Genomic DNA, 21,573 nt, shown 5'->3' on the forward strand with positions numbered 1-21,573 from the left:
GACCACGGAGGCTGGTGGCGCTCGCCTGGGTGCGGTGCGCGGGGCGGCGGCCGGGCAGGCTAGTTTGCTCGGGTGAGTCTCCTCGATGATGTGGCCGAGCGCGACGGCTGGCGGTGCTGGGTGTGCGACGAACCGGTCGACCCCGACATGTCGGTGAACGACCCGCGGGGGCCCAGCGTCGACAGCCGGACCGCCGACCGGAAGGCCAAGGTCGCCGAGCGGCTCGCGCACCGCGGGTGCAACACCCGCAAGGGCGCGGTCAAGGTGGTCATCGCCTGGCCGGACCGCCTGTACGTGGTTGAACCCGCGCCGCTGATCACCGTTGCCGGGAGGCTGGAGCGCAAGGGGGGCCGCGAGATGGTGGCCCGTTGTCCGACCAAGCAGGACGCCCAAGAGGCGGCGGATTGGCTGGTGGACCGGTTCTCCCGACTGGTACCAGGGCTGCCGGTGACCGCCAACATCGAGGCGGGCGGCGGCCAGTTCCTCGTCACCCTGGCCACCGGCCGCCGCTGACCGGGGATCACCAAGCGCACACTCGCGTCGAGCTGTCGCCCACATCGATCTCACCGCACCGCTAGCTGCTGTTGGCTCTCGCCGTCCGCGTTCACGACGCTGGAGCGGTTCGGCTGCGCGATACTTCGGCATGACACTTGACCGCGAATGCTGTGGTGGGCCGACGGCGTCGACCCACCACAGCATCTAGGTGGCGGTTCTCGGGGTGGAAGTCAGCGGGCCGCTGAATCTGGGCTCGGTTGCCTGTGAGCCACCGGGTTTGGGCTGACGGAGGAACAGTGTCAGCAGAGCGGACAGCAGGGCGATACAGCCCGCGAGCATGTACGCACCGCTATAGCCCCAAGCGCTGACGATCCCGGCCGCGAGCCCGCCACCGCCGACCCCGCCCACGAGTTTGGCGCTGTACACCAGGCCGTAGTTCGACGCGTTGTGGTTCTCCCCGAAGTAGTCCGGGACCAGCGACGCGAACAGCGGATAGAACGCGCCGCCGCCGACCCCGGTCAGGAACGCGAAGATGAGGAACAGTGTCTGGTTGTGCGTGTTGCCCGAGTAGAGCACGCCGAACTGCGCGACCGCGGCGATCACGAGCACCCAGGTGAGCGTCTGCCTCCTGCCGATTCTGTCGGACACCCAGCCGACGACCGCCCGGCCGGTCCCGTTGACGATGGACAGCACCCCGGCCGAGGACGCGGCGATGAACGGCCCGAAGTGGCTGGCCTTCGCGAACGGCACCTGGAAGTTGATCCCGAACAACGACACCCCGCCGATGATCACCAGGCACACCCACATCAGCGGAAGCATCCCGGTCCGGATCGCCTCCATCGGCGAGTGCTGCTTGGCCGCCGGCGGGTTCTTGGCGAGACTGGCGTTCTTCTTGGTGTTGCGGACCCAGTCGACCGGGTCGACTTCCTTCGGCCACCAGTTCTTGGGCGGGTCACGGAAAAGGAACCCGCAGATCCCGACGACCACCAGCATGTACAGCCCGACCAGGTCGAGGATCATCGTGTAGTTGCCGGGGTGCAGCAGCGAGGAGAAGATGTAGATGAACGGCACCGCGCCGTAGGCGAACCCGCCGTTGACGAATCCGGTGCGGGCGCCGCGTTTCTCCGGAAACCACTTGCCCACCATGTTGATACAGGTGGCGTAGACGAGCCCGGCCCCAGTACCGCCGAGAACGGAGTAGCCGATGAACGCCACGAGCAGGTTTCCACTGGTCGCGATGGTGAAGTAGCCGATTCCACTCAGGACGGCGCCGGCGAGCATCGCCGCGCGGGCGGAAACGATGTTCTTCTCCCGCAGCCGGCCGGCGGGGAAGGCAACCGCCGCCTGGAACACCGCCCAGATGCTCGCGAGCCAGAACGCATCGGTGAGGGTCCAGCCGTTCTTGTCCTCGAGGGTGCTGACCACCGCACCCCAGCCGTATTCGAAGACGCTGACCGCGAACATCGCGGCCCAGGGCAACCAGACCATCCAGGTCCGGGATCGCCCCATCAGGTCATGCGGGGTTTCGCCGACGCGGTAGACGCGGCCGTTGTGATCAGTGAGTTCTTGATATGCGGGTGATGCCACGGTCATAGGAGACTCTTTCGTCGTCGTTGACGGTGCTGCGCTGGGTCCTCCATCACGTTCGATCTCCGCCCGGCGCGGTCAACCGCACCTCGACGCCGTTTCCCCCGGTGTTCTCGCCCCGGTCCGTTCGGTTTACGAAGACATTCGGCCCTCCTTCGAGAAATTGGTCAGACCACGCCCGCGGTGCGCAGTTCGGTGACGTCGTGGGCGCTGTAGCCGAGCTCCGCCAGTACCTCGGAACTGTGTTCACCCAGCAACGGCGCGGGCACGACGTCCACCGGGGAGTCCGACAGTTTCAGCGGGCAGCCCACGGTTTTGAACCGGCCCCGCTCCGGGTGGTCGACTTCGACGACCAGCGACGGGTCCTCGATCAGCTCCCTTGTGGACAGGACCGGACCGCAGGGGATGTTGACGGCGTTGAGCTTCCGCATGGCCTCCCACTTGGAGCGCCGCTCGGTCCACGCTTCGATCAGCTCGAACACCTTGTCCAGTTTGGACAGTCGCGCCTCGGGCGTCCGCCACTCCGGGTCCCCGGCCAGCTCCGGATGTCCGATCAGTTTCGCGATCTTCGCCCAGCCGACAGGTTGGAGGATCAAGTAGACGTAGTCGTCCGGCCCACCGGGTGAGCACCGCACCGCCGACCCCGGCTGCCCGCCGCCGGAAGCGTTGCCGGAGCGGGGAACGGTGTCGGCGAAGGTATCGTTGGGGTACTCCCCCAGCTCGCCGTACGCCAGGCGCTGCTGGTCGCGCAGCTTCACCCGGCACAGGTTGAGCACCGCCTCCTGCATGGTGACGTGGACGCGCTGGCCCCGTCCGGTCACCGTGCGCTGGTAGAGCGCGGCCAGGATCGCCGCCACCAGATGGATCCCGGTGCCGGAGTCGCCGATCTGCGCCCCGGTCGCGGTGGGTGGTCCGTCCGCGAAACCCGTGGTGCTCATCGAGCCGCCCATCGCCTGGGCGATGACCTCGTACGCCTTGAGGCCCGCGTACCGGCCCGGTCCGAAGCCCTTGATCGAGGCGTAGACCAACTTCGGGTTCAGTTCCGCCAGTTTCTCCCAGTGAAAACCCAGGCGGTCGACCACGCCGGGGCCGAAGTTCTCGACCAGCACGTCCGCTTTGCCCACCAGTTTGATGAACACTTCCTTGCCCTGCGGGCTTTTGAGGTCGAGGGTGAGGCTGCGCTTGTTGGAGTTCAGCATCGTGAAGTACAGGCTGTCCACCTCGGGCAGATCACGTAGCTGGGTGCGGGTTACGTCCCCGCGCCCCGGCGTCTCCACCTTGATCACGTCGGCGCCGAGCCAGGCGAGGATCTGCGTCGACGACGGGCCGGACTGGACATGCGTCAGGTCTAGGACACGAACGCCCGCCAAGGCCTTTTCCATGGAACGTCCTCCTGCACACAGAAGAGAGTTGGGTTCCGACGATCGTAGATTGCATACCGTATGGAGTAGACACATCGTGACTCTCCTAGCCCCTGATGTCCAGAGGCAGCGAACAACATTTATCGCGGCATTCCAGTCAACCGGACATTCCACGCCGAAGAATTGTCCGAGGGCGGAATGGACATCCAGGAAGTCGCCGCAACAAACCCGGACGCCCTGTCACAGAACAGTCGTCCACCAGTGAATTCGGACGAAACCCGCCACGTTTTGTCCGAAAGAGAATACCGACGCCGCGAAACAGACCCGTTGTCCGACCCCGATCAACACGCAGGGCGACAGAGCGCTCCCGCCCACCCCAATAAAGTGACATGGCCCCATCCGCGGGGAACACAGCTACAGGAACGGGAAACACGGCTACGCCACCGGGCAGCACGCCCTGCTCCCCGGTGGCGTAGGGATCGGGTTTGCGGAACGTTTCTGCTGGTCAGGTGGGGGTCGTGAGGGGCTACGAGTGTTCTAACACCCGTAGCCACTCACGACCCTGCCGCGGGGGTACGAGCGTTTTGCCGGGTTGATCCCTATGATTCCGCCATGGCGCTCGAATTGTTCGCGGGAATCCCGGTGGCCGACTACGCGGCGGCCCTCCAGTGGTACGAACGGCTTCTTGGCTCCCCGCCGACGTACGTGGTGAGCGACACGGAGGCCCTGTGGGAACTCGCGGAACATCGGTCGGTGTTCATCGAGCACCGGCCCGAGCACGCGGGCCACGCGATGCTCACGGTTTTCATCGACGACTTCGACACGCGCGTCACACAGATCACCGAGCGGGGACTCGAACCCGCGGAGCTGGAGACCTACTCCAACGGCGTGCGCAAGGCCACCTACCGCGATCCCGAAGGAAACGAGATCGGGTTCGGCGGCGCGCCCTTGTAATCGTTGTCCCCCAAGGATTCGCGAGCCAACAGTGCCGTGAGGTCGGCGTGCGTGCTGCCCAGGCCGCCGAGCACGCCGACGCCGACCTCGGACACAGGGAGGTGAGTCAGTCGATCCGGGACAATCGGATCACGGGGAGTACCCGGTCGGTCTTTTCCTGGTACTGCGCATATCGTCGCTGGCTTGCGACAATGCGCCGCCACGCCTGCTCCCGACGTTCACCGTCGAGCTGTTCGGCCATTACCTTGTGCCGCCGTCCATCGACTTCGACAGCGACCCGGTCTGGATGGGCCGCGAGGTTGTGGTACCACGCCGGATTGGTCGCAGAGCCGCCCAGCGAGGCGACGACCAGCCATGCCTCGTCAGGCCCGTTGCCGGGAAAGTACGCGAGCGGGGTCTGCCGTTCCTTGCCTGATTTGGCGCCGATCGTCTGCAGGTAGAGAATGTCCATTCCTTGAAAAGTGTTTCCAGTACGCCGATGCAGCTTGACCATCGTGCGCTGAAACGGCCGCATCAACGTCGCCAGCGCGCGGGCTTTCGAACCGTGTGTCCCAGGTTCGGTCTTTTCGAAGTTCATGTTCGTTCCTTTCTGACATTCGCGGACAATGCGAAAGGGATAACGCCCTCACCCCCCGGCGGCGACCAGGCGGTAGCGGGCCATCATGCAGTCGTCCTCGTGGTCGAGGATGTGGCAGTGCCATACATATCCTTGTAACTCGTGGTGCCCGGATGATCGGAACTTGGCGTCCGGGTCGAACCCGAGTTCGTCCGCCGTCGGAAATCGCACCAGGACACGGGTGACCATGTTCGGCGGGCACGAGACTGTGTCCTTCGCACCCGATTCCCACGGCTGGGGCGCCTGTGGCCGGCCCAGGAGAAATCGTTCGGGCGACGGCGCCCAGGTGGTGCCCATCGGCGGCCGAGGGTTGGCGAGCGAGTAGCCGAGCACGTCGAAGGCTTGGCGGTTGAGCAGGCGCAAGTTGACCAGATGCAGATGGACTGGATGGTCCTCGATCGTCGAGTTGACGATCTCCCATAGCTCCGTGGTGCCCTGACTGGGCATCGCGATCGGCTCGTCGTGGAAGCACAGGTTGTTCAGCGACATGCCTGTCGGTGGCCATCGGTCGAGCTTGAGGTCCTGGGTGAGCGTGACGACCCGCGTACGGCTGGGCGCGTCCAATCGTGGAAGCGCCGCAGGTTGTCTTGCGCCTCCGCGTAGGCGTGCCGGCGGCAGGGTCGTATGGCCGCGCATCCCGGTGCCGACGAACCGCACGACGTCGTGAAGCACTTGAGCGCCGGTCGCCAGGGTGATCAATGCGGCCTCTTCGTGATCATTGGTCAATTGGACGTGATCGCCCTTGCGCAGACCGGAGAAGTCGACGACGAGGTCGATTCGCTCACCGGGGGCGAGCTTTATCGACGTTGTGAGCACTGGAGTGTCCAGTAAGCCACCGTCATTTCCGATGACCCAGAACGGCATCCGGTTATTGAAGGACAGCCGGTAACTGCGGAAGTTGGACGCGTTGAGAGTGCGGAACCGGTAGAGGCCACTGGCGACATTGCAATATGGCGAAACCTTCCCGTTGACTGTCAGACGGTCGCCGATCTGGCCGCCATCCCAGTGACCTTGGGGAACAAGGGCGACTGTGCGGTAGTTCAGCGATCCGTCGTCGTGGAACCGGCGGTCGGCCAGAATCAGCGGAATCTCGAACTCGCCACTGGGCAGGCCCCAGGTGTTCGCTGAGTCACCGGTGTCGAAGCCGTCTCTCAGCAGGTACATCCCCGCGAGGCCGGCGTAGACGTTCAGCCGGGTAATCCCCATACCGTGGTCGTGGTACCACAGGTTGGCCGCCTGTTGCCGGTTTCGATGCAGGTAGGTCCTCGACGTACCGGGCAAGAAGACGTCCTCCGGATGTCCGTCCATATCGGGCGGGGTGACGGCTCCATGCAGGTGTACCGATACATGCGGCTTGGCGCGGGTCTCCTCGGAGGCGCCGTCCAGGCTCGGATCCACGTCAGCGGCGAACAGGTGCCTCCCGAGCTTGTTACGGAAGGTCAACTCGACCGGTTCATCGGTTTGTGCCTCGATCGTGGGACCGAGGTACTCCGCACCGCCGTACGACCACGTCGGAGCAGTGCCGAGATCGCGATGGAAACGATGGGTTGCGGCGGCTATCGCCATCGTTCGGTCACCGCGAACGGTCGGTGGCAACGGAAGTTCGTCTAGGTAAGGGACGAGGTCGGGCGAGGGAAAGGTCCGCGGATCAACCTGCCGTGAAGTGCTGGCCCGGCCCACGGTCGCGGGGCCGCTTCCGTTGAGGACCAGCAGACCGAGGCCGACTGCCAGCAGTCGACGCCGTGACATGTCATGTGACATCACCATTCGATTCCAGCAGGCCCGGTGGGGCCGCCGGCCACCCTTCTTCAATAAGTGATCGAGTGCTATCACTTACGACGGTAGCATACCTAATAGACGACTATCACTTGATATGGTTGCGGAGTGGAACCTACGTCAGGACTACCTCTCCGGGCCGACGCGGCACGCAACGTCCAGCGCATCGTCGAAGCTGCACATGCCGTATTCGGCCGAGGTGGCCTCACCGTGCCGATGGACGAGATCGCCGCCGAAGCCGGGGTCGGGATCGCCACGCTCTACCGCCGGTTCCCGAACAAGGAATCCCTGGTTAAGGCGGTCCTCGATCAACGATTCACCGATCTGATCGTTCCAGCCCTGGAACGTGCACGACGGGAGACCGACACAAGAAAGGCGGTACTCCTCGCACTGGAGGCAGCCGTGTCCTGCGCGTCCCGGGAACAACACACCATCGCCGCCGCGTCCAACATCGGGGCGATGACGATGGACCTGGCGTGGCGGTTCTTCGAACCGGTGGGCGACTTGATCCGGCGCGGCCAGGAGCAAGGCGTCTTCCGGGACGATCTGGTCGCTCAGGACGTGCCGAGAATCGTGTTGATGCTCGTGGGCACGCTGCCGTCGTTCGAGGCGGGATCAGACGGGTGGCGGCGTTACGTCGAACTGGTGATGGACGCACTCGCTCCAACAGGAACGACGGCTGAGCTACCGCCGCCGATGCCGGTGCGAGATCACTCCCCGCATCTCTAGGCCTACGCCGAAGACGGTCAGTTTGTCGGCGTCCTGCTCGGCAAGCATCTCGCGGGCCGTGGCCAGGGACTCACTCGACCGGGGCGGAATAATAAGCGGGGTAAAGTCCGTTTATGCTCGTGTGCGGCGACACCGCCGACACGCCACCGGGACCGTCCCGGGAGCCCCGCACCGACCTGGAGAAGCAACTGATGAGCCTGTTCCGTCTGGACGCCAGCATCCTGCCCGGCACCTCGACCAGCGCCGAGCTGGCCGACCTGCTGGAAGCTGAATGGTCCACCGCCCACCCCGGCGAGCCGGTCGTCCGGCGCCACCTCGGCATCGATCCACTGCCGGCCGACGCCTGGATGCTCGCGACCACCGCCGGCTTCACGCCCGACGGCGAACGTACCCCAGCCCAGATCGACGCCCTGGCGCTGGCCGCCGATCTGACGGCGGAACTGACCGACGCTGATGCCGTCCTGCTGGCGATCCCGCTCTACAACTTCGGCGTCTCCCAGCACGTCAAGACCTGGATCGACCTGGTCGGCGCCGCGGCCGGACCCGCCGCCGCCGGCCTGCTGAAGGACAAGCCCACAGCGCTGGTCACCGTCCGCGGCGGCGGTTACGGACCCGGCACGCCCCGCGAGGGCTGGGATCACTCCACCCCCTACCTCCGGCGCATCCTCGGCGACTTCTGGCAGGCCGACCTCACCGTGGTCGAACGGGAACTCACCCTCGCCGCCACCACCCCTGGCATGGAAGGCCTCAAGGACCTGGCCGCCCAACAGCACACCGAGGCCCAGGAGGCCGCCCGCCACACCGGCCGCACCCTGGCCGCCAAATAGCTGATCAGATCAAATGCGGAGAGGGCTGCCGCGGACAAGACACACCCGGGATCTGCTCGCCGACCGTGACCGGATCGGACTCCTCGCGGAAGCCCCCTTTATCGGGTGTACACAACAGGACAGCTGCGTACCGACATCGTCGTCGGAGATCCGATGGTGGCCCTCTCCCAGCCGACACGGCGGCACACACCAGCCACCGATTTGATCCACACGAACAACAGCCCAGAAAGCCAAGCCCTCACCCAGTCTTCCGGTATTGCAGGACGCTGCCGAAAGGGTGGTGAACGTTCTCCCGGAATACTGCGTGGAATTGGTGCGTCAGCTCACCACAACCGTGACCCGGCGACGGTAACCGCCGCCAATTGCACGCGGATCGGCCGGCCCTGGTCCGGTGGCACCGCGACTTCCGTCAGGTCCGGCAGCCAGCGGAAAATCCGTCAGCGCCCGACCAGGACTCGTCGGATTCGTCGGCGGATTAAGCTGAAAAGAAGGCGACTCGATCTCAGCCGCCCGCGAAAGGCGGAAGCACGTCGACCGTCGCGCCCGGGGAACCCGCGCGCACCTGTCAGGTGCGGCAATCTCGTTCACCAGAAAGCTGCAGCTCCGCAGTACGGAGCCCAGCCCGCTCCCGTGCCGCCCGCCCAACGCGGACACGTGGACCTGCTCAAACAGAGGGCGTTTCTCAACTTTGGCCCCGCGGTTTAGGGGAACCTTGCGCTGAGAGGTGTCCGTGGTGGGACATGCCGTCGATCAGGGCTGCGATCAGGCGGGTGAGAGTGGGTTCGAAGTCGATACCGATGTGAGCCATGGCGGGTTCTTCGGCGTAGAGGCGGGTGAGGGTTTCGGCGGGGTGGCCCGCCTGCCACAGCGGTGCAGTCATCGCGATGACCCCGATGATCAAGTCGCTCGCCTGGTCTTGGTTGAGTGTGCTGGCTGCGGCAATTGCGTCGACGAGGGTTCCTACAGCGCTGATGGTGACGCTTTTGAAGGCGTGCACACGCTCGAAGGAGACCTCGCGTTCGAGGTTGAGTGTGACATGGGTCAGCAGGTCGCAGAAGAGTCGGCGCTCGGCGAGCGTGGCCGTCAGGATGCGGGCCAGTTCGCCCGAGGTGACGTCTTGGCGGCCTGCCAGTCGCGTGGCGATGTCGTGAGCCCAGTCGCGGTATCCCTCTTCGGTGAGGGTGAGCAGGATTTCTTCGCGTGAGGCGTAGTAGCGGCGTACGGCTGAGGCATGCACGCCGGCCTGGGTGGCGATCGCCGTCAGGGTGACCGCGCGCACGCCGTCCCTGGTGCCCAAGGTGCGGGCCGCCGCCACGAGGTCGGCCGCTCGCTGTTCTTTGTGGTGGCGGGAGTAGGCCCGTTGGAAGGTTTTCGTATCTGGCATGCATCGATGATAGCAACGCAATGCCCCTGCGTTGGACAACGCACGGGCATTGCGTTAGTGTCGGTGGTGTCGACGTTCGCCGATGGACAGCACGAACTTCACGTCCGCGGTCATGCCGGAGCAGGTACGGAATGTATGCATCCCGCGTCCGAGAAGGCCGAACGGCTGGGCCGTATCAACGGTGGCCGGTGTCTACGCGACAAGCGCAAACCTCGAAAGCAAGAGAAAAGAAAACCACCATGACGTTGGAATCTGATGTCCGCTACCTGCTGGATCGGTTCGCGATTCAAGATGTGATTGCCAAGTACGGCCTGGGGCAGGACCTGCATCAGGGCGACAACGAGGACCAAAACATGCTGGCCCAGTGGGCGGAAGTCTTCGCCCCAGACGCCGTTATCGACGCCTCCGACGTAGGGCTGAGCGCCGAAATCGGCCTGGCAGAGTTCGTCGACTTCATGCGCGGCAAGGACCGCAAGCGCGACCAGGGGCTCGGCAGGTTGTTCGGCTTGTGGCAGCACCGTGAGGGCCATGCGACGGTCACGGTCGACGGCGACACCGCGACCGCCATCTCGCCCTTCTTCCATACGCACGAGACGCGCGACGGCACCGCCAACGTCATTCACACCGGCCTGTGGCACGACCGGCTGGAAAGGCGTGCGCAGGGGTGGCGGATCGTTCACCGCCGTCTGGAGGACGGCTTCTTCAACACCTTCCAGCGCATCGCCAACCCTCACGACCTCGTCGAGCGCAACCCCGCAGACCGATAGCCGAACCGGCGCCGAGGCACGGACCACCCCGAACTCCCGGAAAACACCAAGGAATCAGTATGAAGACCGTCAATCAACACTTCATCAATGGCCGTTTCGTCGACTCGCACGGCCAGGAGACCGTCGACATCCACAACCCCGCGACCGGTGAACTCATCGGCCGCTCGACCTACGGCGACGAGGTGGACGCCGAGCGGGCCATCGCCGCGGCCAAGGCCGCGTTCCCCGCGTGGTCCGTCACGACCCTCGACGAGCGCCGGGAGTACCTCCAGCGCCTCGCCGACGCGCTCACCGAGCGTATCGACGAACTGGCGGCGATGACCGTCACCGAATACGGCGCCACTCCCCTCTTCGCCGGTGCCATCGACGGCCAGGCCCGTGACTTCTTCCTGCTCGCCCAGGACCTGCTCACGCCGGAAAACTTCCAGGAGACCCACAACACGGCCACCATCACCAAGGTGCCAGTCGGTGTCGCCGGCCTGCTGACGCCGTGGAACGGCAACCCCTGGTTCGTCTGCGGCAAGGCCGCATCCGCGCTCGCCGCCGGCTGCACCGTGGTGATCAAGCCCAGCGAACTGAGCATGCTCCAGGCACAGATCGTCATGGAATGCTTCGCGAAGGCCGGCCTGCCCGCCGGTGTGATCAACGTCGTCAACGGCCTGGGCGCGGTCGTCGGCAACACCATCGTCCACAGCCCCGACGTCCAGAAGCTCTCCTTCACCGGTTCGACCAAGGTCGGCAAGCAGATCGGCCGCGACGCGACCGAGACGATGAAGCGGGTCACGCTGGAGCTCGGCGGCAAGTCGCCGACGATCATTCTCGACGACGCCGACCTGAAGAACGCGGTCGAGTTCGCCCTGAACGCCGGTTTTATGAACACCGGACAGGCGTGCATCGCCGGAAGCCGCATCCTCGTTCCCGAGAGCCGACTCGACGAAGCAAAGCAAGCGCTCAAGGCCGGCGTCGAAGCCCTCACGATCGGCGACCCGATCCAGCCCATGGTGTCCACCGGGCACTACGAACGTGTCCAGAGCTACATCCGCAAGGGTATCGAAGAGGGCGCCGAGCTTCTGGTCGGCGGCGAGGGCAAGCCGGCGGGCTTCGAGGCGGGCAACTACGTCAAGCCCACCGTCTTCGTCGGTGTCACCAACGACATGACGATCGCCCAGGAAGAGATCTTCGGCCCCGTCCTGTCGGTCATCACCTACCGCGACGATGACGAGGCCGTCGCGATCGCCAACGACGTCGATTACGGCCTGCACGCCTACGTCTACGGCGAGGACAAGAAGCGCGCCCGTACGGTCGCGAACCGCCTGCTCGCCGGCCGAGTGATGATCAACGAGATGGTCGACGACCCGACCAGCCCCTTCGGCGGATTCAAGATGTCCGGCATCGGACGTGAGTTCGGTCTCCACGGCCTTCAGGCGTACCTCGAAACCCGCACCGTCTACGCCACCTGAAGCAGCGCACAGCGGTGCTGGTCGCAGCCATCGACAAGCGCGGCCGCGACCAGCACCGTCTCGTAGGTGGCGTCCTACACGAGGAGTCAGCCGACGTCAGCAGCGACAGTGGTACCCGGATCGCGCCCGGCCGGCGAGTCTCCGCCTGATGCCGGGAACGCGTGACAGCTCACCGTTCGGCTGTCTCTCCTGCGAACGGGCGGGTCGTCTGCGCAGATGTCCGTCGCCAGTGGGCACTGTGGCCGGAACGGGCAGCCGGCTGTCGGGACCGGCGCAGTCACGGCCGGGGCGCCGGCCTGACGCCGATTGCGTTGCTCAACGGGATCAGGGACCGGCCTTGCCGCCAGCAGACGCTGCGTGTACGGATGCTGCGGATCGTCACAGATCTCGGCGGCACTGCCGCTTTCCATCACCTTTCCCGCGTACAGGACCACCACTCGATCAGAGACGTGCCGAACAACTGCCATGTCGTGCGAGATGAACAGGAGCGCGATGTTCAACTCCTGTTGCAGGGATCGCAGCAGATTGAGGATCTGAGCCTGCACCGACAGATCGAGCGCGCTGACCGCCTCGTCGCAGATGATCAGCTTCGGCTCCAGCAGAAGTGCCCGTGCGATCGCGATCCGCTGGCGCTGACCGCCGGAAAAGCCACCCGGATACCGGTCGGCATCGGCAGCGGTGAGACCGACGCGCACGAGCGCCTCACCAACCTTGTCCGCACGCTCTTTCCGGCCGAGCTTCTGATGCGCGAGGAGCGGCTCCTCGAGCGTCTTTCCAATGGTGCGCATCGGGTTGAGCGAACCGAACGGATCCTGGAAGACGACCTGGATGTGCTGGGTGAGGGCACGCCGGCGGGCAGCACCGGCGTGCGTGATGTCCTCACCTTCGAACACGATGCGACCGGCGGTGGGCCGCACGACCCCGAGGATCGCGTTCCCGAATGTCGACTTGCCCGAGCCGCTCTCACCCACGATTCCGACCGTCTCGCCGGCCGCGATGTCGAGGTCGACGCCCTCGACGGCGACGAAAGGAGGTTTGCCCCTCCCCCGCGAGTATCCGACCGTGAGACCGCGGGTCGTGAGCAACGACGTAGCTGGGGTGGTCATCGGCCCGCCAATAGCTGCTCGGTCCGGATGCAACGCGACGCGCGGTCGTCCGGCAGGGGGGTGAGGAGGATCGGTTCACTGGCGCACGCGTCCGTGGCCAACGCGCACCGAGGTTCGAAATGGCATCCGCCGGGCCACCGGCCCGGCTCGGGAACCCGGCCCGCGATGGTGGGCAGCGGTTCCCCGGCCTTGACCAGTTGCGGGTTCGATGCCAGCAACGCGGCGGAATAGGGGTGGCCGGCGGCGGTGTAGATCTGCTCGACGGTGGCGGACTCGACGATCTCACCGGCGTACATGACCAATGTCCGGTCGCAGACGTCGGCGAGCACTCCCCAATCGTGGGTCACGATGATGAGCGCCATGCCGAGCTGCCGCCGCAGATCACGGAGCAGCGCGAGGATCTCGGCCTGAACGGTGACGTCCAGTGCGGAGGTCGGCTCGTCGGCGATGAGCAGCTTCGGCTCGGCCGCGATCGCCATGGCGATCCCGATCCGCTGTGCCATCCCGCCGGAGAGCTCGTGTGCGCGGCGCGACAGGATCACCGCAGGATCAGGAAAGCGCACCATGCGCAGCAGCTCCGCCGCCCGTTCGTCAGCCTGTTTCCTGGCGAGGCCGGAGTGCCTGATGATGACCTCGCGCAGCTGGCTGCCCACGGTGTACGCCGGGTCGAGACTGCTGATGGCGTCCTGGGAGATGAGCGCGATCCCCGATCCGCGGATCTGCGACAGCTCCTTCTCCGTCAGGTGTGTCAGATCTTTGCCGTCGAAGTGCACCGCGCCGGCCGTGACACGTCCACCGGCCGGAAGCAGGCCGAGGATCGCCTTGGCGGTGGTGCTCTTGCCACAGCCCGATTCGCCGACTATCCCGATCGACTCCCCCGGTTCGATCGTGAAGTTGACGTCTCTCAGCACGGGGACGTCGACACCACCTCGGCGGAGCGTGACGTCGAGGCCGCGCACCTGGAGGAGACCGCTGCCCGGTTCGGCGGAGGAGGCGGGGTGGCTGGGCGCCGGCGCCCGCAGGGCGACCACCGGGACGGAGCGGCCGACGGTCGCGTCGCGGATCGCGTCGCCGAGGAGGCTGAAAGCCAGCACCGTGATCGCGATCACGGTGCCCGCCGGGACCAGCAGCCACGGAGCCTGGGAGCTGACGCGGGCGGCCTGGCTGACCATGTTCCCCCAGCTGGGGCCGCTGGAGTCCGGTCTGAGCAGGCCGAGGAAGGACAGACCGCTCTCGATCACGAGCGCGCTGGCGCAGAACAACGAGGTCTGCACGATGATGGGGCCCGCCAGGCTCGGCACGATGTGCCGGCGCATGATCGTCACCGCCCGCAGCCCGGAGAGCCCGGCCGCGGTGACGAACAGCTCCCGGCGGCAGGCCAGGGTCGACGCGCGGACGATCCGCAGGAGGCCGGGCGCGTGGAGGAGTCCGAGAGTGACCATGGCGGCGAGATCGTTGCCGGGGAAGATCGCGACGACCATGAGCAGCACGACGATTCCCGGCACCGCGAACACCAGATCGGCTACGCGAGTGATGATCCTTTCGGTCCACCCGCCCAGATAGCCCGCGGCGATCCCCAGTGGCACGCCGACGACCAGCGACGTGAGAACCGCCGTCGCAACGTCGAACAGCGCGACACCGCCACCGTGGAGCAGGCGGCTGAACACGTCCCTGCCGAGCTGGTCCGTCCCGAGCCAATGCACGCCACCAGGACCCGCGAGGACACTGGAGAGGTCCTGCAGGTTCGGGTCGCCAGGGGCCAGGATGGGGGCCGCGAGCACGGCGATCACCAGCAGCAGGAGATAGACGCTGCACACCAGCGCGATCGGTCTGCGCAACACCGACAAGCGCGCTCGCGACCGGGTCCGCGGCGGACTGACCGGGCTAGGGGCCTGGTTGGCGATCGTCGTCACGACTTCACTCCGGCTGTCGGGCTGAGGATGCGGTAGGAAATGTCCACGAGAAGGTTCACGACGACGACGATTACCGCGAAATAGAGTGCGACGCCTTCGATCATCGGCAGGTTGTGGGTGAGGCTGGCGTTGACGGCCTGCTGGCCGATGCCGGCGATGGCGAAGACGTTCTCGATGAACACCGTGCCACCGAGCAACCCGACGAACATCAGCCCCAGCGTTGTGACCACGGGGAGGGCGGCGTTGCGTAGTGCGTGTTTGAGCACGATCGACCGCATCGGGAGCCCGTGCGCGCGCAGCGCGATGATGAAATCCTTCGCCAGCACACGCATCATCGAGTCGCGGGTCTGTCTCGCGATGAAGGTCGTCGACCCGGCGGCGAGCGTGATGACCGGCAGCGCGATGCTCAGCGCCCAGCCCGCCGGGTTTTCGGCGAGAGGCACATAACCCGTTGCCGGGAACAGCGGGATCCTGACGGCGAAGACCTCGATCAGCACCAGCGCCAGCCAGAAGTTCGGCACCGCGAAACCGATTGCGGTCGCGGCGTCGAGTGCCCTGCCGATCACGCCGCCGCGCACCGCGCTCACCACACCGGCGCCGACGCCGAGCACCGCGGCGACGACGAGGGTGACGATGATGATCGAGAGGCTGGTCCCGAGCTGGCCGTTGAGCGTGTCGGCGACGGGCTGCCCGCTGAACAGGTCCGTTCCCAGGTCACCGTGCAGCACGTTCGTCAGCCAGTGCCAGTACTGTTCCGGAAGAGGCCGGTCGAGACCGAGCTGGTGCCGCACCTGTTCGTACTGCATCGGTGTGGGGTTGGTCTGGTCGCTGAGCACCGCCTGCACCGCGTCACCCGGTGCCAGTGAAGCGAGCACGAACGTCAACGCCGTCACCGTGAACAGCAGGACGAGCGAAGATGCCAGCCATCGGAGTGTCGTACGGATCATCGCGGCATCCTTTTGTCGTCGAGCAGTGTCGATGCGGCCTTCAGACGGCGGGCTGGACCTCGTAGATCGAGACGTAAGAGGTCGGTGTCGTGGTCGTCCCGGTGATGTTTTTCGACGCGTAGTAATAGAGGTTCTGGCTCACGATCGGAACGAACCAGGCCTGCTGGACCAGGTACGCCATGATCTGCCTGTCCAGGCCGGCCTTTGCCTCCGGTGACGCGGCCGCGCTCTGGTCGTAGAGGCTCTGCAGAGCGGGGTCGACGGTGCGGAACGGGTTGTACAGCGCGTTCGGGAGATAGAGGTAGCTGCCCTCGGTCGCGATCGGGACGCTGAAGTTGGCGGTGAATGCGGGCGCCTTGGCCTCACCCAGCACCGTGGTCCGGTAGGCGCTGGCGTTGGTGATCTCGTTGACCTTGACCGTCAGTCCGGCCTTCTCCCACTGCTGCGCCACGGCCTGCGTGGCGAGATTCAGCCCGCCTCCGGTTGTGGTGGACAGGTCCAGCGTGAACCCGTTGGGATAGCCCGCCTGCGACAGCAGATCCTTCGCTTTCGCGACGTCGTATGGATAAGTGTGCTCGAGGGCCGCGTCATACCCGGTGGCCCCCGGCACGCTCACCTGCACCGTCGGGGCGCCACTGTCGGCGTACAGGGCCTTGGCGATCGACGCTCGGTCGGTCGCGTAGTTCAAGGCTTGCCGCACCCGGACATCTGCGAGCGGTTTGGCCAGCTTTCCCTCGCGGTCCGCGAGCGTCACGGCGACGACCAACTGCGGTGCGCTCGTCACCGTCAGGCCCGCTCGTTTCGCCGCGGGGACAGTGCCTTGGTCACCCAGTGAGAGGTTCACCTGTCCCGTCTGCATTGCGGCCAGCGTCGACTGCGGGTCGAGCATGACCTTGACCACGACCTTTTTCCAGTGCACTGCGGCTTTGTCGTAGTAGTTCGGGTTCGGCACATAGGTGTATTGGCTGCCGGCGACGGTTTGCGCCGGATCGATTTGGTAGGGCCCGGCTCCGAAAGTCGCGCCACCGAGCTTGGACGGATCGCTCAGGCCGATGGGGCTGACAATGTCTCCGGCGACGAAGTTTTGGCTGAGGTGCTTGGCAAGATCCGGGTCGGGTTTCGGGCTCCTGACCGTGACCTCCAGCGGGCCGGTAGCGGCGAACTCGTAGCCGGTGAACATGGGCGCCTGCGGCCCCGCGGCTTTCATCAGGTAGCTGAAGTGATCGACTACACCCTGCGCCGACAGGGCACTCCCGTCGGAGAACTTCACGTCGGGACGTAGTGCGAGGACGAATGTGGTGTTCCCGGTTCCGACGTAGCGCCATGACAAGGCCAGACCCGGTTGCAGATCTCCCGCGGAGTTCTGAACGATGAGCGGCTGGTAGGCGAGAGCGGCATAAAAACGATCGGAAGTCGTCTCTTTCGTCGGATCGAGAGTCTTCGGCGCGGCCGGCTGGGCAAGGGTCAGCACCTCGCCGATCTTCCCACTCGGTTTCGGCTGACCGGCTCCGGAACCGGTGACAGCGGTTCCCCCGCAGGCACTGAGCACGACAAAGGCCGCCGCCACCGCCAGTGCCATTCTCATCGAACGTCTCATTGATCGCATGGCTGCTCCTGATCTGAGATGCGGCCCGGCGGTGAACGCCGAACCGGCCGGATTCCCCCGTTACGAGACAATTACTGTTCGGCCGAGAAAACCCGCCAGCCGGTCCGCCGGCGTGGCGTCCTCGGGAACCGGGCTGATGGCGGCGATCGGCATGCCCTCGCGTGGCTTTCCGTCGAGCCTGGCGCGATAGTGCGCCTGCACCCGCTCCACTAGTTCTGCGTCGTAGTCGGTGGATCGGCCGGTAGCCCTGGCCAGGTCCCATAGATGTGCGACGAGGTCGGCGATGCGCCGTTCCGCCAGGTCCGCCACGGTCGCGGTACCCATGAAGGTGCCCTCGACGACGCGTTCGAGCGCACCCGGTGAGGTCAGCTCGGCGCGAGTAGCGGCCAGCGACTTGGCCAGTGCCTTGATCGGTTCGGCACCGACATGATCGGCGCTCCTGTCGGGTTGTGGCTCACCCAGGAAGAATGCCGTGACGATCAGGTCGCCGAGCACAAGGTGGTTGAGCACGTCGCGGACGTTCCAATCCGAACACGGCGTCGGCAATGAGAGCTGTTCGTCGGTAATCGGTCCGACTATGCCGTCCGTAATCGCGCCAGCCCGATCGAACGCCTGCAAGGTATCCATTCATCGACTCCAATTTCTCAGCGGTGAGGACTGTCGCGACGGCCTTACCGATCGGTTGCCCGGAGGGGTGCGGTCCGATCGACCGCGTAGGTGAACGACCACCAGCGCGGCTACGGACTCGAGTAGGGGCGAGCATCGAAACGACAGCGAACAGTTTCATCGCCACCAGAACGCTGGGTTCCGGCCGATCCGGTCGCTGGTGAATCCGAACGCGTCGCGCCGAGCAAGCCGCCGAACAGCCCCATGCCGAATATCGGGCAGAGCGAGGCTGGGTTGGCATGCGGGGGGCGCATTCGGCGCCGCATCAGTGCACTGACACGTCGTCACAGTGTCGGCTCGCGGCCACAGCACGGTTCGAAGGGCTCGTGCTTGGTCGGTGTCGGGTGTGCGCAGAAAATGAGTACGCACGGCGGCAATATGTATCCGCACGGCTTACGTATTTCGCGAGCACAGGTCTCGGTGAGCTGTACATCGCGAAACCTGCCAGCGCCTGTTTCAGCGCACGGGCACTAGGTCTCGCTGCGTGAGCTTGACCGGTGGACTTCGAGCAAGAGCACCAGGATCTCGAGGTCTCGTTTCGATTGCGACAGTCCCGCGCCTGCCGTGAGCTCGCGTACCACCAGTGCCGCAACGGTTTCCGACCACGCACGGCAACCTCGCCATCGCACCTGCTCCGCAGTCGAGAGTGGAGGTTCTGCCGCCTGGTCGGATGCTTTCTTGGGCATCAGCCCAAGCTTCCTGTGTCGACATTGACATGCCGCGCATTGTAGGCACCTCCCGTATTGACATGTCAAGTCACGGGAGCGAGCGCAGGCACGCTCATGACCGGGCCATCGGTCGTTTACGTGCGCTCCACAGTTGTGGGCCGCTCCTGGGCGACACGGGAGCGGAGGTCGCTGCGCGCGCGGGCAACGCCGGGAGCAACTCCGCAGGTGTTGCCCGCCCTCTCTGGGGACGGGCGGCCCAGGCCGGGTGATCGCGACCCGGTTCGCCATTTGGACCACTACCCTTATTTGACGTGTCAAATCAAATGGTCGATGATATCGGTCGTGGCTTCCAAGGATTCGAGGACCGAAAGCGTTGCGGCTGCTGCATTGGCGGGCGATGAGTTGCTGCTATGGCGTAATTTTCTTCAGTGGAGCGAAGGCGTGACGGCAGCGGTCGCACAGGCGCTGACCGTCGAGGTGGGCCTGTCGCAGCCCGACTACGAGGTACTCAAGCGCCTCCTCGAGGCCGATGGTGCGCTACCGCGCCAGTCGCTGGAGCAGAGCCTGTCCTGGTCACCGTCGCGGCTGTCGCACCAGCTGCGACGGATGGAAGCCAGAGGTCTGGTGGCACGCGCCGGTTCCGGGCACGGGCGTCAAGTGAACGTCGAAATCGCGAACGGCGGTCGCGGCGTCATGGCCGCGGCCGACAAGGCTCATGCGCAGGCGGCACGCCGGCACCTGCTCGACACGCTGCCCGCCGACGTACGGGGGTTCCTCTTCAGCCTGCCCGGAGTTCCCTCACCAGTTGACGGCTCGGCAAGCGACTGCGGTCGCTGACCGTCCGGCTCAGCGACCGCTGGCCAGTGTCCTGCGCTGGTGGGTGCGCCGTGTCAGCCCGGTCCAGGCCAGGACGTGGTCCTCGACCATCCGGTCCATCGGCGGCCTTATTGGACTGGGCGCGTGCTGGAGAAGCTGGGCTTCCACGAAGAGAGCCGACCGCGCGATACCGAGTTGCTGCGCGGAGAAATCAAGTATCCAGTGCTGATGGGCACCACCGCGGACCAATTCGCCGCCCATCGCCCGACTTTCACCGCCGCTCGCGGTGCCGAACACCTACGCTGACTTCCACCAAGTGGACGTTTGCCGGCTCAAACCAGCAGGACCAACCGACTGGCGTCCGGCGAGGCGGGGGTGCGACACCAGCCACCGCACCCCGCAAGCCGGGCCAGCCACGAGGGCTGGTGGGTGCCGACATTGACTTTTCCTGCCTCACCCACCGACGGATCCCCATCACCACGGCCAGAGCGGCGACGGTCAGCGCGTGGCGGTGGCTTCTGGACAATGGATCACCTAAAGTCCATGTCGGGAAAGTGAAGAGCCCTGACACCGTCGGACCGGCACCGGTCAAAGCCCGACCGCGCTCCGAAGCACGTAAGAGTAGTCGGTGCGATCCCGGCGACCGATGGTGATCCCGGAAGCCAGCTCGCCCTCGCCGCCTTCGATCAGCAACTGTGAATCCAAGATCATGACTCGATGCTGGATCCGCCACTCCCCGCCGCGCCGTTCGAACCGGTCCGCGTACCGGGCGAAGGCGAGCATCTGCATCCCGTGGCCCCCTGGAACGCCCTCGTGGACCCGAATCGCCGGATCCCCCTCCTCCGAGAGCCGCTGAACAGACATGACATTCGTCTCGACAACCGCGGTGTCGGGTCCGGCGAACTCAATGAGCATATTGCTGAGCGAATGGAGGCAGAACGGAATCGAGCTGTGCCTGCCGCTGATCCAGCTGATGAGCTCCTCGACTCCGCCTTCGAAGACCGACGGGCCGTGTGAATCCACCGCGTCCGGATGGAAGACTGTGCGCATGAGGTCGAAGTCGAGCCGGTCGACGGCGCGGCACCACCGATGCATCACATCCTCGATTTCCGCGCGGTCTGCCAGACGCTCGAGCGAGTACGATTCCTTCACCACGGTCAGTCCCTTCAGTGGGCGGTCCTCAACTACCCAGGTCGGTGGCGACAACGCGGACCGGGAAGAGTGTCACGACACTTCGGGTCTCCCCCGTCCCGTCGAGGTCGTGAAAGTCCATCCCGTGCTTCTTCCCCGCTCGGGCCGCAAACGCGAATTCGTGATCCGCCCGGATCTCGGTGTGAGCCCGGATCTCGAGCGTTCGCAACCGGTTCACCGGGTCCATGATGAACAACGTCGCCGCGGGATTCGCCCGGAGGTTTCCATCTTGTGGCGACTGTCATTGATCGAGATCTTCAAGGCACCGTCCTCCGGGTCGCTGAAGAAGGCCGTCGCCGTGAGCTGCGGTAGCCCGCTGACCCGGTCGATCGTCGCCAAGACACCGGTCTGCTGGTCGAGAAGATCCCGATGCGAGACCGGTATCGTGCCGTCGCGAGACAAATTCGCTCCATTTCGTCCGTAAATGGCATTGCACAACAGGAAACCGGGCGCCATGCCGCCCCGTGACGGTGCGCGTGCTACCGACATCACTACTGTCTTCGTGCGGACGTTCGTGCCTCTGAAGAGCTAAAACTATCACCGTTTGGCCTGGGCGTAAACAGTCACGCCCACAGTGGACAGTGTGCGACCGGACGACGGCAGAACGAGGCCTACCAGCAAGTCATGCCGCGTACGACGATTCACCTGGGCCTGCCCGCCGCTTACGATGCAGCTAATCATCCAACGTTCGCTTTTGTAGCCTT

General features: G+C 65.4%; 20 protein-coding genes. 9 read left to right on the forward strand and 11 right to left on the reverse strand.

Translation table 11 applies throughout. The features are described from left to right. The first annotated feature begins 72 nt into the window (after positions 1 to 72). Positions 73 to 513, forward strand: a complete 441-nt coding sequence (locus VGP60_RS27230) for a hypothetical protein (protein ID WP_327550961.1) — start codon at positions 73 to 75, stop codon at positions 511 to 513. 186 nt (positions 514 to 699) lie between these two features. Here VGP60_RS27230 and VGP60_RS27235 read toward each other — a convergent pair whose 3' ends face one another. Both VGP60_RS27235 and frc read right to left on the reverse strand, forming a co-directional pair. Beyond that, complete coding sequence (locus VGP60_RS27235; RefSeq protein WP_327550962.1) at positions 700 to 2,088, reverse strand: OFA family MFS transporter; 1,389 nt, start codon at positions 2,086 to 2,088, stop codon at positions 700 to 702. Between the two features lie 161 nt (positions 2,089 to 2,249). Next, entirely contained in the window at positions 2,250 to 3,464 is a 1,215-nt protein-coding gene (frc, locus tag VGP60_RS27240) for a formyl-CoA transferase (RefSeq protein WP_327550963.1), read from the reverse strand. A 591-nt stretch (positions 3,465 to 4,055) separates the two neighbouring features. Between frc and VGP60_RS27245 the strand changes: the two genes are divergently transcribed. Further along, positions 4,056 to 4,397 (forward strand): VOC family protein, encoded by a 342-nt coding sequence (locus VGP60_RS27245; RefSeq protein WP_327550964.1) that lies wholly within the window; start codon positions 4,056 to 4,058, stop codon positions 4,395 to 4,397. A 106-nt stretch (positions 4,398 to 4,503) separates the two neighbouring features. Here the strand turns inward: VGP60_RS27245 and VGP60_RS27250 are convergent, their stop codons facing one another. Then, entirely contained in the window at positions 4,504 to 4,974 is a 471-nt protein-coding gene (locus VGP60_RS27250) for a nitroreductase/quinone reductase family protein (RefSeq protein WP_327550965.1), read from the reverse strand. Positions 4,975 to 5,022: 48 nt separating this feature from the next. Then, positions 5,023 to 6,579 carry a multicopper oxidase family protein gene (locus tag VGP60_RS27255; RefSeq protein ID WP_327550966.1) on the reverse strand — a complete coding sequence of 519 codons (1,557 nt, stop codon included), beginning with the start codon at positions 6,577 to 6,579 and terminating at the stop codon, positions 5,023 to 5,025. A 318-nt stretch (positions 6,580 to 6,897) separates the two neighbouring features. Between VGP60_RS27255 and VGP60_RS27260 the strand changes: the two genes are divergently transcribed. Together VGP60_RS27260 and VGP60_RS27265 are read left to right on the forward strand one after the other, a co-directional pair. Beyond that, positions 6,898 to 7,518: a TetR/AcrR family transcriptional regulator gene (locus VGP60_RS27260; protein WP_327550967.1), complete on the forward strand. Its 621-nt coding sequence runs from the start codon at positions 6,898 to 6,900 to the stop codon at positions 7,516 to 7,518. A gap of 191 nt (positions 7,519 to 7,709) precedes the next feature. After that, the gene (locus VGP60_RS27265; RefSeq protein WP_327550968.1) at positions 7,710 to 8,345 is read left to right on the forward strand and encodes an FMN-dependent NADH-azoreductase; all 636 of its coding nucleotides are present in this window, start codon (positions 7,710 to 7,712) and stop codon (positions 8,343 to 8,345) included. 682 nt (positions 8,346 to 9,027) lie between these two features. Here the strand turns inward: VGP60_RS27265 and VGP60_RS27270 are convergent. Next, positions 9,028 to 9,729, reverse strand: a complete 702-nt coding sequence (locus VGP60_RS27270) for a TetR/AcrR family transcriptional regulator (protein WP_327550969.1) — start codon at positions 9,727 to 9,729, stop codon at positions 9,028 to 9,030. A 239-nt stretch (positions 9,730 to 9,968) separates the two neighbouring features. Between VGP60_RS27270 and VGP60_RS27275 the strand changes: the two genes are divergently transcribed. Together VGP60_RS27275 and VGP60_RS27280 are read left to right on the forward strand one after the other, a co-directional pair. Next, positions 9,969 to 10,496, forward strand: coding sequence for a nuclear transport factor 2 family protein (locus VGP60_RS27275; RefSeq protein WP_327550970.1), 528 nt, complete (start codon positions 9,969 to 9,971; stop codon positions 10,494 to 10,496). 59 nt (positions 10,497 to 10,555) lie between these two features. Further along, a complete protein-coding gene (locus VGP60_RS27280) occupies positions 10,556 to 11,956 on the forward strand; it encodes an aldehyde dehydrogenase family protein (RefSeq protein ID WP_327550971.1) in 1,401 nt (466 codons plus the stop codon). An 86-nt stretch (positions 11,957 to 12,042) separates the two neighbouring features. On the opposite strand, the gene VGP60_RS27285 is transcribed toward VGP60_RS27280, so the two are convergent. The 5 genes from VGP60_RS27285 to VGP60_RS27305 form a co-directional block, all read right to left on the reverse strand. Next, positions 12,043 to 13,062: an oligopeptide/dipeptide ABC transporter ATP-binding protein gene (locus tag VGP60_RS27285; RefSeq protein ID WP_327550972.1), complete on the reverse strand. Its 1,020-nt coding sequence runs from the start codon at positions 13,060 to 13,062 to the stop codon at positions 12,043 to 12,045. Next, entirely contained in the window at positions 13,059 to 14,975 is a 1,917-nt protein-coding gene (locus VGP60_RS27290) for a dipeptide/oligopeptide/nickel ABC transporter permease/ATP-binding protein (protein ID WP_327550973.1), read from the reverse strand. Before VGP60_RS27290 ends, VGP60_RS27285 begins: the two co-directional genes overlap by 4 nt. Beyond that, the gene (locus tag VGP60_RS27295) at positions 14,972 to 15,922 is read right to left on the reverse strand and encodes an ABC transporter permease (protein WP_327550974.1); all 951 of its coding nucleotides are present in this window, start codon (positions 15,920 to 15,922) and stop codon (positions 14,972 to 14,974) included. The genes VGP60_RS27290 and VGP60_RS27295 overlap by 4 nt, the downstream gene beginning before the upstream one ends. Before the next feature lie 40 nt (positions 15,923 to 15,962). Beyond that, entirely contained in the window at positions 15,963 to 17,507 is a 1,545-nt protein-coding gene (locus tag VGP60_RS27300) for an ABC transporter substrate-binding protein (protein WP_327550975.1), read from the reverse strand. An 81-nt stretch (positions 17,508 to 17,588) separates the two neighbouring features. Beyond that, the gene (locus VGP60_RS27305; RefSeq protein WP_327550976.1) at positions 17,589 to 18,155 is read right to left on the reverse strand and encodes a TIGR03086 family metal-binding protein; all 567 of its coding nucleotides are present in this window, start codon (positions 18,153 to 18,155) and stop codon (positions 17,589 to 17,591) included. A 1,049-nt stretch (positions 18,156 to 19,204) separates the two neighbouring features. On the opposite strand from VGP60_RS27305, the gene VGP60_RS27310 reads away from it, so the two are divergent. Together VGP60_RS27310 and VGP60_RS27315 are read left to right on the forward strand one after the other, a co-directional pair. Beyond that, positions 19,205 to 19,699, forward strand: coding sequence for a helix-turn-helix domain-containing protein (locus VGP60_RS27310; RefSeq protein WP_327550977.1), 495 nt, complete (start codon positions 19,205 to 19,207; stop codon positions 19,697 to 19,699). A gap of 123 nt (positions 19,700 to 19,822) precedes the next feature. Continuing rightward, a complete protein-coding gene (locus VGP60_RS27315) occupies positions 19,823 to 19,984 on the forward strand; it encodes a hypothetical protein (protein ID WP_414640416.1) in 162 nt (53 codons plus the stop codon). 282 nt (positions 19,985 to 20,266) lie between these two features. On the opposite strand, the gene VGP60_RS27320 is transcribed toward VGP60_RS27315, so the two are convergent. After that, entirely contained in the window at positions 20,267 to 20,833 is a 567-nt protein-coding gene (locus tag VGP60_RS27320) for a nuclear transport factor 2 family protein (protein WP_327550978.1), read from the reverse strand. Between the two features lie 106 nt (positions 20,834 to 20,939). On the opposite strand from VGP60_RS27320, the gene VGP60_RS27325 reads away from it, so the two are divergent. Continuing rightward, the gene (locus VGP60_RS27325; RefSeq protein WP_327550979.1) at positions 20,940 to 21,293 is read left to right on the forward strand and encodes a hypothetical protein; all 354 of its coding nucleotides are present in this window, start codon (positions 20,940 to 20,942) and stop codon (positions 21,291 to 21,293) included. Positions 21,294 to 21,573 lie beyond the last annotated feature (280 nt).

It is taken from the genome of Amycolatopsis sp., assembly GCF_036008905.1.
Lineage (GTDB): Bacteria > Actinomycetota > Actinomycetes > Mycobacteriales > Pseudonocardiaceae > Amycolatopsis.

Bases quoted from the DNA above. Each gene is read 5' to 3' on its own strand.
- VGP60_RS27280 (WP_327550971.1), top strand. From the start codon at position 10,556: ATGAAGACCGTCAATCAACACTTCATCAATGGCCGTTTCGTCGACTCG.
- VGP60_RS27285 (WP_327550972.1), bottom strand. From the start codon at position 13,062: ATGACCACCCCAGCTACGTCGTTGCTCACGACCCGCGGTCTCACGGTC.
- VGP60_RS27270 (WP_327550969.1), bottom strand. From the start codon at position 9,729: ATGCCAGATACGAAAACCTTCCAACGGGCCTACTCCCGCCACCACAAA.
- VGP60_RS27235 (WP_327550962.1), bottom strand. From the start codon at position 2,088: ATGACCGTGGCATCACCCGCATATCAAGAACTCACTGATCACAACGGC.
- frc (WP_327550963.1), bottom strand. From the start codon at position 3,464: ATGGAAAAGGCCTTGGCGGGCGTTCGTGTCCTAGACCTGACGCATGTC.
- VGP60_RS27300 (WP_327550975.1), bottom strand. From the start codon at position 17,507: ATGAGAATGGCACTGGCGGTGGCGGCGGCCTTTGTCGTGCTCAGTGCC.
- VGP60_RS27255 (WP_327550966.1), bottom strand. From the start codon at position 6,579: ATGGCGATAGCCGCCGCAACCCATCGTTTCCATCGCGATCTCGGCACT.
- VGP60_RS27305 (WP_327550976.1), bottom strand. From the start codon at position 18,155: ATGGATACCTTGCAGGCGTTCGATCGGGCTGGCGCGATTACGGACGGC.
- VGP60_RS27275 (WP_327550970.1), top strand. From the start codon at position 9,969: ATGACGTTGGAATCTGATGTCCGCTACCTGCTGGATCGGTTCGCGATT.
- VGP60_RS27250 (WP_327550965.1), bottom strand. From the start codon at position 4,974: ATGAACTTCGAAAAGACCGAACCTGGGACACACGGTTCGAAAGCCCGC.
- VGP60_RS27265 (WP_327550968.1), top strand. From the start codon at position 7,710: ATGAGCCTGTTCCGTCTGGACGCCAGCATCCTGCCCGGCACCTCGACC.
- VGP60_RS27295 (WP_327550974.1), bottom strand. From the start codon at position 15,922: ATGATCCGTACGACACTCCGATGGCTGGCATCTTCGCTCGTCCTGCTG.
- VGP60_RS27245 (WP_327550964.1), top strand. From the start codon at position 4,056: ATGGCGCTCGAATTGTTCGCGGGAATCCCGGTGGCCGACTACGCGGCG.